Origin of the sequence: Sphingomonas sp. Leaf33 (genome assembly GCF_001421785.1) — a bacterium.
Taxonomy (GTDB): domain Bacteria; phylum Pseudomonadota; class Alphaproteobacteria; order Sphingomonadales; family Sphingomonadaceae; genus Sphingomonas.
This window is the reverse complement of the sequence record NZ_LMLB01000011.1, coordinates 38,946-52,915: the sequence shown is the minus strand read 5'-3', so window position 1 is coordinate 52,915 and position 13,970 is coordinate 38,946. Positions and strand designations below refer to the sequence as shown.

Below are 13,970 nucleotides of genomic sequence, written 5' to 3'. Positions count from 1 at the left end.
GGGCCGGAACCCGCAGGCGGCAGAGAATCGAGACCAGCCGAGGAGAAAAATGCCGGCATCGAGTAACCTTGAAAACTCCGTATTCGCGTCCTGTCGTCCGGCCGGCACGAACCGTCCGGACGACATGGAGATCACATCCGCAGCGTCGCGCCGATCGAGAACACCCGGCCGTTCTTGTAGAGCGAGGTTGGATACCGCTCGTCACTGCTGAACTGGTAGTAGGTCTCGTCCAGCAGGTTCGATGCGTTCGCCGACACCTGCACCTGGTCGGTGATCGCATACGAGATCTGGGCGTCCAGCTGGCGATAGGCGTCGGTGTAGTCCTGGCTCGACTGGCGGCCGAAGCGGTAGAAATACTTCGACCGGCGGTTGTAGCTGACACGCGCCTGGAACGGCCCGCGCTCATAATAGGGCTGGATTGTCACCGTGTTGCGCGACAGGAACGGCAGGCCGGTGGCGAACGGCGTGTCGGCGTCGGCAAAGGTGTAGCTCGCCTGGATGCCGAAGCCCCACATCAGCGCGGTGTTGCCCGACAGCGAGAAGCCGGTGACCGACGCCTTGCCGCCGTTGACCGGCCGCGAGATCGAATAGCTGAGCGTCTGGCCGGTGACCGTATTGGTCAGCGACACGCCATCCTGCACTTCGTTGCCGACATAGTTCGAAATGTCGCGGTAGAACACTTCGCCCGACAGGAAGCTGGCGGGGGCGAAATACCATTCCGCCGACAGGCCGAAGTTGGTCGCCGCATAGGGCTTCAGATCCGGATTGCCGCCGCCGCCGGTGCGGGTCGTATCGTCGAGCGACAGCGAACCGGCAAGGTCGCTGTAGCGCGGACGGGCGATGACCTTGGCGGCCGCGGCGCGCAGGACGACATCCTTGCCGGCCTGGAAGATCACGTTGGCCGACGGCAGGAAGCGGGTTTCGTCGTTCTTGACCGTGGTCAGCGCGGTGCGCCCGTTGCTCGACACGTAGAAGGTCGAGCGATCCTCGGTATTGACCAGGCGACCGCCCACGTTGCCGCGGATGCTGTCGCCGAAGCGGAAGTTCGCCTGGATGTAGCCGGCGGCGATCTTTTCGCGGACGCGCCAGTAATCGCCGGTCGACAGCCCGCGGTCGACGGTGAAGTTGCCGTAGTTCTGCAGTGCCGCCAGGATGCCCGCCTGGCCGAGCGTGGCGTAGGGCGTGCCGTTGCCGGTCGTGCCCAGCCCGTCATACAGGTCGTTCGGGTGAACGAAGTAATCGAGGTCGGCCAGCGTGAAGTTCTGGTTGGTGTAGACCGCGTTGCTGAACGTCGTGTTGCCGTTCCTGTGGCTGACGTAGCGGCCGCCGAACAGGATTTCGGTCACCGGGCCGATGTTGACCGGATGCTTGAAATTGACCTCGCCGTAACGCTCGCTGTCGGTCGTGAAGCCCGACTGGAGCGGGATGCCGCCGATCTGGCGACCGAAAAAGCGACGCCCGTCCGGCGCGGTGATGTTCTCGCCGCCGCTGGCGGTGAAGTTGCTCAGCCACTTGGTCGGATCGCTGGCCGCCGACGTCCAGTTGACGACGGTGTCGCGGCCGTTGGCCCCGGCGGTGAAGCCCATCTGCGTGCGGAAATCGAGCAGATACTCGGGATCCTTGCCGCCCGACGCCTTGGTCCAGCCGAGGTTGCCGGTGATCGCCCAGTCGCCCGGCGTGTAATCGAACAGCAGTGCGATCGAGTCGTTCTTCAGGCGCGTGCGGCGGTAATAGGTGTCGAGTTGGCCGGTCGCACCGGTGCCCGACGTGATGCCGGCGAAGCTTGCCGAATTGACGACGCCGGTCTGGCCGTTGCCGCCCGGGATGTACGTCGCCGAAATCAGGCGCGAGCCTTCGAACCCGTAGGTGTATTCGGAGTTCGAGACGTTGTCGTAGTTGCCGCGGATCATCATGCCCGTGGCGGTCAGCGTCAGGTCGTCGACCGGACGCACCGACACCGCGCCGTTCAGGCCGATGCGCTGGCGCTCCTGACGGAAGAATTCGTGCGCCAGGAACGAGGCGAAGCGCGAATTCGAGAACTGCGTGCGCTCGGTCGCGGTCAGCGCGCTGATCACCTTTCCGTTGACGGTCGCGGTGGTCGGCGCATTGTCGAGCAGTGCCTGGCCGGTGCGGTACCAGTAGACGGCGACGCCGGCACGGCTCAGCTGTTCCTTGTCATAATTGCCCGACAGGGTGACGCCGACCGTCTCGGCCTCGTTCTTCCAGTTGACCAGTGCCGAGCCGCGGAAGCTGCCGCGGTTCGCACGGTCGTTGTACTCGCCACCCGCGTTGATCGCGAGCGCACCCGACTTCAGGTCGCGGTCGAGCGGCTTGCGCGTGACGATGTCGACAGTGCCGCCGATGGCGCCTTCCTGGAGGCGCGCTTCCGGCGTCTTGTAGACGACCGCCTGCTTGATGAGCGTCGGCGACAGCAGCGAATAGTTGAACGTGCGGCTCGAGCGGTCGGACGGATTGCCGCCCCAATCGGCCGACGCGACCGAATGGCCGTCGATGGTCACGCGGTTCAGCGCCGGCTCGGTGCCCGCGATCGACAGCTGCTCGCCCTCGCCGAACTGGCGGTCGACCGTCACGCCGGGCAGGCGGGCGAGCGAATCGGCGATGTTGCTGTCGGGCAGCTTGCCCACGTCTTCGGCCGAGATCACGTCGACGATCGAATTGGCCTCACGCTTCGTCTCGATCGCATCGGCGATCGAACGGCGGATACCGGTGACGACGACTTCGTTCGCATCATCCTGCGGCGCTGGCGCGGTCTGCGCGACGGCGGTACCGCCAAAGCCGATGAGCGCGCCGGTCAGCGCCGTCGTGAACAAAATGGTCTTGCGAAGCGACATGCGCCTACCCCTCCCTCGCGCGCCCAGCGAACGCCGCGTAATCCCCGAATGCCGTCTCTGCTAGCGGCTCCCCGATCGACCTGTCCCCCGCGGCAGGTTCCAACCGGTGGTACCAACTCTATAACCAATATAGCCCAATCCGCGAAACGAAAAATTACAAACAGATTTCAGATATGAAATTCTTGTGAATTCCGTAGGGTTGCGGGGAGACGGCCCCACGCCCAGCCACCCGCATCACGCGAGGAACCGATGCCCGTAACCAACGCAACACTGGAAATCTGCGTCGAGTCGCCTGCCGGAGTTGCGGCGGCGATCGCAGGCGGCGCGGACCGGATCGAGCTCTGCTCGGCCCTTGCGGTCGGCGGTCTGACTCCGTCCGCCGGCTTGGCCGAGGCTGCGCTTGCCGCCGTCAGGCAGACCGGTATTCCCGTGTTCGCGATGGTCCGGCCGCGACCCGGCGACTTCACCTATGATCGCGGCGAGCTGGCGGTCGCCATCGGCGAGGCGCGTGCCCTGCTTTCCACGGGCGTCGATGGCCTGGTCTTCGGCACCTGCGCGGGCGGGCGCGTGGATACGGCGACCGCGCAGGCGTGGATGTCCGCGGTGCGGGACGCCGCCGGACGCACCGTTCCCTGCACCTTCCACCGCGCGATCGACCTGACCGACGACCCGGTGGCGAGCGTGGAGATTGCCGCGCAGCTCGGCTTCGATCGCATTCTGACATCGGGCGGTGCAATCCGCGCGGACGAGGGCGCCGCGACAATCGCCCGGATGGTCGCGAGCGCCGGCTCCGCGATTCGCGTCATGGCCGGGTCCGGTGTGCGGCCCGATACGATACCTGTGCTGGCTGCCGCCGGCGTACGGGAATTCCACGCGTCCGCCAGCCGGCCATCGGGCGCGCTCGACCCGCGCGTCGCGGCGCTCGGCTTCGCGTCGGGCCCGTCGCGGGTCACCGACGCCACGCTGGTCGCTGCGCTTCGCGCCGCGACAAATGCGACCAGTCGATGACATTGGCTTTACATTGGTATTATCGTCAGGCATCAATCGCACCATCACCGCGGGCGGGGGCTTGGCGGGAGAGGGCGGGGCACGATGTTCTCTGACACGATCGGCAGGTTCCGGAACGGCGACAGCGCGCCGCTGTACCTGCAACTGCAACTGCTGATCCGGCACGGCATCGAGAGCGGACTGATCCGCCGTGGCGACGCGATTCCGGCCGAACGCGATCTGGCGCAGGAATATGGTGTGTCGCGCATCACCGTGCGCAAGGCGATCGAGGGGCTGGTCGAGGAAGGCCTGCTGACGCGCCGCCGCGGCATGGGCACCTTCGTCGCCGGCACCGGCCGCGTCGAGAAGAGCTTTTCCAAACTGTCGTCGTTCAGCGAAGACATGATCGCGCGCGGTCGCGTGCCGAGCAGCAGCTGGGTGTCCCGCGCCGCCGGCACGGTCGATCCCGAAGAAGCCATGGCGCTGGGCATGTCGCCGGGCGAGCCTGTGCTGCGCTTCAACCGCATCCGCTATGCCGACGACGTGCCGATGGCGTTCGAGGCGACGACGATCGCGGGCTATTGCCTGCCGTCGGTCGATGCGGTCGGCGATTCGCTCTACGCCGCACTCGATGCCGCGGGCAACCGCCCGGTGCGCGCGCTCCAGCGGCTGCGCGCCGTTCCGTTCAGCACCGAACACGCCCGGATGCTGAATGTGGACACGGGGCATCCCGGTTTGCTGATCGAACGTCGCGGCTTCCTGCGCGACGGTCGCGCGGTCGAGATCACCCGGTCCTATTACCGCGGCGACAGCTACGACTTCGTCGCCGAACTGTCCGACCTCTGAGAGGCTTCATGACCACCGACACGATCGACATGCCGACGCTGATGGCCTGCGAGACGCAGGAAGCGCCGACACGGGTTGCCGAGATGCTGGCCCGCAACGCCGCGGCCTATGCCGCTCTCGGTGCCCGCCTGCGCGCCAGTCCGCCGCCGGTCGTCGTCACCTGCGCACGCGGATCGTCGGACCATGCCGCGACATACGGCAAATATCTGATCGAAACGCTGGTCGGCGTGCCGGTCGCGTCGGCCGCGCCGTCGATCGCGTCGGTGTTCGACGCCGACGTATCGGCCGCCCGCGCGCTGGTGCTGGCGGTGTCGCAATCGGGCCGCAGTCCCGACCTGCTGGCCAGCGTCGATGCCTATGCCGGATCGGGCGCGCTGGTCGCGGCGCTGGTCAACGACGAAGCCTCGCCGCTGGCCGAGCGTGCCGACGTGGCGCTGCCGCTTGCGTCGGGCGCCGAAAAGTCGGTCGCGGCGACCAAGTCCTGCATTGCCGCGATGGTCGGGCTGGCCGCGATCGCCGCCGCGTGGAGCGAGGACCAGGCGCTAAGCGATGCGCTCGCCGCGCTGCCGGACGCGCTGGAGCGCGCGGTGAAAGCCGACTGGAGCGCCGCGGTCGCCCCGCTGACAAACGTCAGCCAGATGTTCGTGATCGGCCGCGGTTACGGCTTCGGCATCGCGCAGGAATGTGCGCTGAAGTTCAAGGAAACCTGCGCGATCCAGGCCGAACCGTTCAGTTCGGCCGAGGTGCGCCACGGCCCGATGGCGATCGTGCGCGACGGCTTCCCGGTGCTGGCACTCGCGACGTCGGACAGCGCAGGGGACGATGTCGTCGCGGTCGCGAGCGAATTCGCCGGGCGCGGCGCGTCGGTGCTGCTCGCGCACGCCGGGTCGGGCAAGGGCCTTCCGGCCGAGGCTGCCCACCCCGCGATCGAGCCGATCCTGATGCTCGCCAGCTTCTACGGCCTGGTCGAACAGCTCGCCCGCGCGCGTGGCCGCAATCCGGACCAGCCGCCGTTCCTGTCGAAAGTGACGCGGACACGATGACGACGTTGCGCTTCACCGGCGGCCATGTCCTCGCCCCGCACACGGTGTGGACGGGCTGCGAGATCGTGGTCGCGAGCGACCGCATCGCATCGGTCACGCCGGTCGAGGGCGATGCCGATGGCGGCATCGACCTGGCGGGTGGCTGGCTGATGCCCGGGTTCATCGATACGCAGGTCAACGGCGGCGGCGGTGTGCTACTGAACAACGACCTGAGCGTCGATGCCTGCGCGACGATCGCGCGGGCGCACGCCGCCTATGGCACGACTGCGCTGCTGCCGACGCTGATCAGCGAAACGCCGGAGCTGGTGGCACGGGCGATGGACGTGACCGATGCCGCGATCCGCGCGGGCGTCGCCGGAATCGTCGGCGTGCATATCGAAGGCCCGGTGCTGAATCCGGAGCGCAAGGGCATCCACGACGCCGGCCGCTTCCGCGCGCTGGACGACGAGATGCTGGCGATCCTGACCCGCCCGCACGCCGGGCGGGTCATGGTGACGCTGGCGCCGGAGCGCACGCATCCCGACACCATCGCGGCACTGGTCGCCGGCGGCGTCATCGTCAGCGCGGGCCATACCGAGGCAACCCACGACGAAGCGGTCGCCGCCTTCGACGCCGGCCTCTCGGGCATAACCCACCTGTTCAACGCGATGCCGGCGATGCAGCAGCGCGCGCCCGGCATCGTCGGCGCAGCACTCGATGATCCGCGGCCGTGGTGTGGCCTCATCGTCGACGGTGTCCATGTCGATCCCGTCGTCCTGCGCATCGCCATTGCTGCGCGCGGGCCCGAGCGCATGATGCTGGTCACCGATGCGATGTCGTCGGTCGGCGCGACGGACAAGGACTTCGTCCTCCAGGATCGCCATATCCAGGTCGCGGACGGCATCTGCCGGTTCGCCGACGGGACGCTAGCGGGCTCCGACCTCGACATGGCGGCGGCCGTGCGCAACGCGATCCGCGACGTCGGCGTCAGCCCGGCGACCGCATCGCGTATGGCATCGGCGAGCCCGGCGGCGTTCCTGGGCCTTGGCCACGAGCGCGGGGCGATCGCCCCGGGCCTGCGCGCCGACCTGGTCCAGCTGGACGCCGATTTCGAACCGCACGCGACCTTCATCGGCGGGAGCGTGGTGGCGTGAGGATCGCGCGGCGCGCGCTGCTGGCCGGGGTCGGGGCCAGCGCCCTGATCCCCGCCGCCCGCGCTGCCGCCCCCCGTCCCTTCAGCCCGGCGCTGCCCGCGCCGGTCCAGGATACGCTGCCGCCGCGTCTGCCGCTCACCGATCCCGGCCGGTCCTCGCTCGACGCCGGCTGGCTGTTCCACGAAGGCGATATCGTCGTCGCCCCGCCGGCGACGCACCACGAGACCTATCTCAGCACGAAGGCGGGCAATGCCGCCGGTGCCGCGGGCGTGGACTATGACGACAGCGACTGGCAGAGTGTGACGCTGCCGCACGACTGGGCATCGCACCAGCCGTTTGTCGCGACCGCCAACCCCAGCCAGGGCTATCGGCCGCGCGGGATCGGCTGGTATCGCCGCACGCTGCGCCTGAACACCGCCGACCGCGGCAAGCGCATCGCGCTGCAATTCGACGGTATCGCGACCAACGCGACCATATGGGTCAACGGCACGATCGCCGCGCACAGCTGGTCGGGCTATTCGAGCATCCTGATCGACCTGACTCCGTTCGCCCGCTTCGGTGCGCAGGACAACGTCATCGCCATCCGCGTCGATGCGACCGCGATGGAGGGGTGGTGGTACGAAGGCGCCGGGCTGTATCGCCACGCATGGCTGTCGCGCCGCGCGGGCGTATCGATCGCCGAGGACGGGGTGCATTGCGATCCTCGCAAGGGCGACGCCGGCTGGAGCGTTCCGGTCGCGGTGACGCTGGCCAGCATCGAGCGCGCCGATGCGGGCGTGATGTGCGAAGCGCTGCTGCTGGACCCTGCCGGCCGTACGGTGGCGCAGGGCCGGGTAGATGCGACGGTCGGCGCGCTGGCGGAGGTCGTCGCCAGCCTGACCCTCCCCGCCCCGGACCCGCAACTCTGGTCGGTCGAGCGGCCGACGCTCTACACCGTCGTCACCCGCGTACTGCGCCGCGGCGCGGTGGTCGACGAGCGTCGCACCACGATCGGTTTCCGTGACATCCGCTTCGACGCCGACCGGGGGTTCTTCCTGAACGACCGTCCGGTGAAGTTGAAGGGCGTGTGCATCCACCAGGACCACGCCGGCGTCGGCGTCGCGGTGCCCGATGCGCTGCTCCGCTGGCGGCTGGAACAGTTGAAGGCGCTGGGCTGCAACGCCATCCGGTGTTCGCACCATGCGCCCGCTGCCGAACTGCTCGATCATGCCGACCGCATGGGCTTCCTGGTGATGGGCGAGAACCGCGTGTTTAACCCCTCGCCCGATTATCTCGCGCAGCTCGAATGGATGGTGCGGCGCGACCGCAATCACCCGAGCGTCATCCTGTGGTCGGTGTTCAACGAGGAGCCGATGCAGGGGACCGAGGCCGGGGTCGAGATGGTCCGCCGCATGGCCGCCGCCGTCCGCCGGCTCGACGCATCGCGGCCGGTGACCGCGGCGATGAACGGCGCATTCTTCGATCCGGTCAACGTGTCGAGCGTGGTCGATGTGACCGGGTTCAACTATTATCAGGGCGACTACGACAAGTTCCACCGTCTGAACCCGGCCAGGCCGATGACGAGTTCGGAGGACACCAGCGCGTTCGAGACGCGCGGCGCATACCGCACCGACCCGGCAACCCATGTCATCACCAGTTATGACGTGGAGGCCGCAGACTGGGGCGCGACGCACCGCAAGGCCTGGGCCGCGATCGTCGCTCGCCCGTTCGTCGCCGGCGGGTTCGTCTGGACCGGGTTCGACTATCACGGCGAACCGACGCCGCACGCCTGGCCGACGATCTCCAGCTTCTTCGGCATCCTCGACCTGTGTGGCTTCCCCAAGACCGCCGCCAGCATCCGTCGCGCGCAGTGGATCGACACGCACGCCGTCGTGGCACTCGCGCCGCACTGGACCTGGGCCGGTCGCGAGGGCGAGGCGATCGCGGTCCATGTGTCGTCGAATGCAGACGCGGTCGAACTGCGGCTGAACGGCCGCTCGCTCGGGCGGCAGCCGGCCGACCGGGTGATGGGGAACGACTGGTCGGTGGCTTACGCACCTGGCCGGATCGAGGCGATTGCATATCGCGGCAATCGCGTGGTCGCGCGCACCGCGCACGAGACGGCGGGAGCGCCGGTCGGCTTGCGCCTCACGCCGGCACGCCGCGTGATGGCGGCGGACGGCATCGACGTGCAACCGGTGACGGTCGAGGCGATCGACGCGCAAGGACGGCACGTACCGACCGCAAACCTGGCCGTCCGCTTCACCGTGCAGGGCGCGCAGATCATCGGTCTGGGCAATGGCGACCCCAACAGCCACGAGCCCGAAAAGGGCGACGCGCGGTCGCTGTTCAACGGGCTGGCGCAGGTCATCGTGCAATCCGGCACGACGCGCGGACCCATCACGCTGACCGCGACGGCGCCCGGGGTGACGCCGGCCAAGGTCCGCATCGACGCCATCGCCGCGCCCGCCCGCGCCGCCGAACCGGCAGTCGCCGCGACCCAGTCGATCGAGGGGTGGCGTCGCTCGCCGGCGTCTGCCACGCGGCCCGATCCTGCCGCGGCGCCGGCCGCCGGCGACAACAACCTGTGGGCCTTCGTCCGCGCCGGCACGCCGACACCGGCCGAGCCCGGCGCGACCTGGCGGGCCTATCGTGCGCGCCTGCAACCGCGCCGCCGCATCGCCGCGCAGGGCGGCACGATCCGGTTCGACAGCATCGCGGGCCGCGCCGAACTGTGGATCGACGGCGTGAAGGTCGCGGACAAGGCGACGGCGCCGCCCGGTCCGCTCGTCGGCCGGATCGCTGCCGGCGCGGGACCACGGACGGTCGTCGTCCTCATCGACGCGACCGGCGGTGCGGCATCGGGTATCATCGGGCGCGTAGGGGTAGAGGCATGACGAAGACGGTCCTGGGCGCGCCGCTGGCGGGCTGGGCGATGCCGCTGGCACAGGTGCCCGACGCGGTCTTTGCCGGAGGGATGATGGGCACCGGCATCGCGATCGACCCGGTCGCGGACGTGCTCCACGCGCCCTGCGACGCGACCGTCGCCAGCGTCCATGCCGCGCGCCACGCCGTCGCGCTGACGACCGACGACGGCGCCGAGCTGTTGCTGCATATCGGCATCGACAGCGTCGCGATGGGTGGCGATGGCTTCGAAGCACTGGTCGAGCCCGGCACGCGTGTCGCCAAGGGCACACCGCTGATCCGCTTCGATCTCGACCTGCTCGCGCGCCGCGCGAGTGCCACCGCCACGCCGATACTGGTGGTCGGCGACGGCTTCGTCGCGACACCGCTGGAAACCGGGCGGATGGTTGCGGTCGGCGACGCCGTATTGACGATTGCACCGATCGCTGCCGGTGCGCCCCCTGCCCCGCCCGCCCCGGCGACGGCGGGCCAGTGGGAAGCGCTGACGGTGGCGTTGCCGCACGGCCTGCACGCGCGCCCTGCGGCGCGGATCGCCGCGGCCGTGCGCGGACGCGATGCCCGCGTGACACTGGTGTGCGGCGATGCCCGCGCGTCGGCGCTCAGCATGACCGGCCTGCTTGGCCTGGGCGCGGTCCACGGCGCGCGCGTCGCGATCGAGGCGGCAGGGCCTGACGCGGATCTAGCTGCCGCCGCAATCGTCGCGATCCTGACCGCCACGACCGAACCCGACAGCGCGCCCCCCGCCCCGCCGGCCCGCCCGCGCGTCGCAGTCGCCGCGCTGGAGCCGGGCGTCGTCGCCGGAGTCGGCGCGGTGCCGGGCGTCGCGATCGGTACGGTACGCTGGCTGCGAGCGACCGAGATGGTCGCCCCGCTGGGCAGCGGCGATGTCGCGACCGAACGTGCCGCGCTCGCCACCGGGCTCGCCCGGTTGCAGCAAGCGCTCGACGGCGGGCACGGCGTGATGGCCGCGCACCGGGCGATGCTCGACGATCCCGACCTGCTGCTCGCGCTGGAAACCGCGGTCGGTGACGGTCATGGCGCCGCGCAGGCCGCGCTCTCGGTTACCCGCGCGCAGGCCGCGACACTGGCGGCGAGCCCCGACGCGCGTCTGGCCGAGCGGGGCGACGACCTGCGCGATATCGGTCAGCGGCTGGCGCACGCCGTTCTTGGCACGACGCCCCCGGCATTCGCGGTCGCTGACGATGCGGTTCTGCTCGCCGACGACCTGCTGCCGTCGCAGCTGGCCGCGCTGGAGGGGACGCCCGCCGGCATCGCCGTGGTCCGCGGCGGGCCGACCTCGCACGTTGCGATCATGGCCGCCGCCCGAGGTATCCCGATGGTCGTCGCGCTGGGCGCGGGCGTCACCGACCTGACCGATGGCGCGACGCTGATCGTCGATGGCGACGCAGGCACCGTCCACCCGAACCCGGATGCCGCTGCGCAGGCCCGCGCGCGCAGCCGCATCGCCATCGCGGCCGAAGCGATCGCCGCCGCGCGTGCCGGTGCGGATGGTCGCCCCGCGACCACACGCGACGGGCGCAAGGTCGCGGTCTGCGTCAATCTGGGCGACGCGACCGAGGCCGCCGCCGCCGTCGCCGATGGGGCGGAAGGCTGCGGGCTGCTGCGCACCGAACTGCTGTTCCTCGACCGCCCGACGCCGCCGACCCGCGACGAACAGGCCGCGACCTATCGCGCCATCGCCACCGCCATGGCCGGCCGCCCGCTGACCATCCGCCTGCTCGACATCGGCGGCGACAAGCCCGCGCCCTACCTCAGCATTCCCGCCGAGGAAAACCCGGCGCTGGGCCTGCGCGGCATCCGCGTATCGCTGGCGCACCCGGACGTGCTGGAGGCGCAGGTCGCTGCGATCCTGGACGCAAGCGACGCCGGTCCGTGCAGGATCATGGTGCCAATGGTCGCGAGCCTGGCCGAGATCACCGCGGTGCGCGATGTCGTCGACCGGCTGTGCGGCGACCGCGCGATATCGGTCGGCGCGATGGTCGAGACGCCCGCCGCCGCGATCGGCGCGGACCTCATAAGCGAGGCCTGCGACTTCCTGTCGATCGGCACCAACGACCTGACCCAATATGCCCTCGCCATGGACCGAGGGAACGCAGCCGTTGCCGGAGGGATCGACGGGCTGCATCCGGCCGTCCTGCGCCTGGTCGCCGCGACCTGCGAAGGCGCCGCCGCTCGCGGGGTGCCGGTCGGGGTGTGCGGCGGGATGGCCGCCGATCCGCTGGCTGCGCCGATCCTGGTCGGGCTGGGCGTCACCTCGCTTTCGGTGCCGCCTTCGCGCGTCGCCGCCACTCGTGCGCTGGTCGCCGGCCTGTCGCACGCGCAGGCAAGGGCCCATGCGCAAGCGGCGCAACGCCTGGCCTCGGCCGCAGAGGTTCGCGCGCTGGCCCGCACTTTCGCATCCGGAGACGCCGCATGACCTCGCCGATGGCCTTTCTCCAGCCGCTCGGCCGCGCGCTGATGCTGCCGATCGCGGTGCTGCCGGTCGCGGGGCTGATGCTGCGCCTCGGCCAGCCCGACCTGCTCGACATCGCCTTCCTGAGCGCGGCGGGCGATGCGATCTTTGCACATCTGGGATTGCTTTTCGCGGTCGGCGTCGCGACCGGCTTCGCACGCGACGGCAACGGCGCCGCAGCACTCGCCGGCGTCACCTGCTACCTCGTGAGTGACAACGGCGCGCAGGTGTTCCTGACCGTCCCTGCCGATGTGCTGGCAGGCGTGCCCGAGGGCGCGCAAGGCCTGGTCACCGCCGCATGGAAGTCCGCCGCCATCGCCAAGCTGCAGGTGCCGATCGGCATCGCCGCGGGGCTGATCGGCGGGCTGTTCTACAACCGCTTTGCGACGTTCAAGCTGCCCGATTACCTCGCCTTCTTCGGCGGGCGGCGGTTCGTGCCGATCATCGCCGGGGTCGCCGGCCTCGTCATCGCGCTGGTGCTGGGCCTCTCCTATGCCAGCGTGAATGCGGGCGTCGATGCGCTCAGCACCGGGGTCGTCGCGGCCGGCGGCTGGGGACTGTTCGCGTTCGGCGTGCTCAACCGACTGCTGCTGGTGACGGGCCTGCACCACATCCTGAACAACGTCGCCTATTTCGTCGTCGGCGAATATGCGGGCAAGACCGGCGATCTCAGCCGCTTCTTTGCGGGGGATCCGACCGCGGGCGGGTTCATGTCGGGGTTCTTCCCGGTCATGATGTTCGGCCTGCCCGCCGCATGTCTGGCGATGTACCACACCGCACTGCCCGACCGGCGGAAAGCGGTCGGTGGCCTGTTGTTCAGCCTGGCGCTGACGTCGTTCCTGACCGGTGTGACCGAGCCGATCGAATTCAGCTTCATGTTCCTGGCGCCCCTGCTCTACGCGATCCACGCGGTGCTGACGGGCGCGGCGGAGGCGATCATGAACGCGCTGGGCGTGCGGCTGGGCTATGGCTTCTCGGCCGGGCTGTTCGACTATGTCCTGAACTACGGCCGCGCGACCAGGCCGCTGCTGCTGCTGCCGGTGGGTGCGGCCTATGCCGCGATCTACTACGGCCTGTTCCGCTGGGCGATCGTGCGCTTCAACCTGCCGACTCCGGGGCGCGAGCCCGGCGAGGCCCCCGCTCCGGCTGCCGCGCCCAGGACCGCCGATGCGCGCGCGGCCGCTTATCTCGCGGCGCTGGGCGGAGGCGCGAACCTGCGCAGCATCGATGCATGCACGACGCGGCTGCGGTTGCAGGTCGCCGATCAGTCGAAGGTCGACGACGCCGCGCTGAAGGCGCTCGGCGCGCGCGGCGTGCTGCGCCCCTCCGCAACCGCGGTGCAGGTGGTCGTGGGCGGTATCGCCGATGGGCTGGCGATGGATATGCGCGCGGCGATCGACGGCGGAACCGTATCGCCGACACCGGCAACTCCCGCGGCGACACCCGTCGGGGGCGACCTGCCCGCGATCATCGTGGCCGCATTGGGTGGCGCCGGCAACATCGCCGAAATCGTCCGCAAGCCCGGCCGAATCCGCGTTGTGCTGCGGCAGGAAGCGCGCGTGGGCGATGTGAATGCCCCCGGCATCCGCGGCGTCGCGCAGATCGCACCCGACATCGTGCACCTGCTGATCGACGACACCCGCTTCGGCTGAAACCCACCGGCACCCGGTGCCGGAAAGCCACACCTGCCCCGCGATCCGAAGCATCGCGCAAGTGAAATATGTTTTCGCTC

8 protein-coding genes are annotated in these 13,970 nt (G+C 69.8%); 7 read left to right on the top strand and 1 reads right to left on the bottom strand.

What is annotated here, in order from left to right; genetic code table 11:
* Positions 1–131 precede the first annotated feature (131 nt).
* The gene (locus tag ASE86_RS12850) at positions 132–2,852 is read right to left on the bottom strand and encodes a TonB-dependent receptor (protein WP_056427636.1); all 2,721 of its coding nucleotides are present in this window, start codon (positions 2,850–2,852) and stop codon (positions 132–134) included.
* A gap of 249 nt (positions 2,853–3,101) precedes the next feature.
* On the opposite strand from ASE86_RS12850, the gene ASE86_RS12845 reads away from it, so the two are divergent.
* The 7 genes from ASE86_RS12845 to nagE all read left to right on the top strand — a co-directional run bounded on the left by ASE86_RS12845 (position 3,102) and on the right by nagE (position 13,890).
* Positions 3,102–3,860, top strand: a complete 759-nt coding sequence (locus tag ASE86_RS12845) for a copper homeostasis protein CutC (protein ID WP_056427633.1) — start codon at positions 3,102–3,104, stop codon at positions 3,858–3,860.
* A gap of 84 nt (positions 3,861–3,944) precedes the next feature.
* Positions 3,945–4,685 (top strand): GntR family transcriptional regulator, encoded by a 741-nt coding sequence (locus tag ASE86_RS12840; protein ID WP_056427628.1) that lies wholly within the window; start codon positions 3,945–3,947, stop codon positions 4,683–4,685.
* Between the two features lie 8 nt (positions 4,686–4,693).
* Positions 4,694–5,728 carry an SIS domain-containing protein gene (locus ASE86_RS12835; RefSeq protein WP_056427625.1) on the top strand — a complete coding sequence of 345 codons (1,035 nt, stop codon included), beginning with the start codon at positions 4,694–4,696 and terminating at the stop codon, positions 5,726–5,728.
* Entirely contained in the window at positions 5,725–6,861 is a 1,137-nt protein-coding gene (nagA, locus tag ASE86_RS12830; RefSeq protein WP_056427622.1) for an N-acetylglucosamine-6-phosphate deacetylase, read from the top strand. The genes ASE86_RS12835 and nagA overlap by 4 nt, the downstream gene beginning before the upstream one ends.
* Positions 6,858–9,737 (top strand): beta-galactosidase GalA, encoded by a 2,880-nt coding sequence (gene galA / locus ASE86_RS12825; protein ID WP_414881287.1) that lies wholly within the window; start codon positions 6,858–6,860, stop codon positions 9,735–9,737. The genes nagA and galA overlap by 4 nt, the downstream gene beginning before the upstream one ends.
* On the top strand, positions 9,734–12,202 hold the full coding sequence (ptsP, locus tag ASE86_RS12820; protein WP_056427619.1) for a phosphoenolpyruvate--protein phosphotransferase: 2,469 nt from the start codon (positions 9,734–9,736) through the stop codon (positions 12,200–12,202). The genes galA and ptsP overlap by 4 nt, the downstream gene beginning before the upstream one ends.
* Positions 12,199–13,890 (top strand): N-acetylglucosamine-specific PTS transporter subunit IIBC, encoded by a 1,692-nt coding sequence (nagE, locus tag ASE86_RS12815; protein WP_235524107.1) that lies wholly within the window; start codon positions 12,199–12,201, stop codon positions 13,888–13,890. Before ptsP ends, nagE begins: the two co-directional genes overlap by 4 nt.
* Positions 13,891–13,970 lie beyond the last annotated feature (80 nt).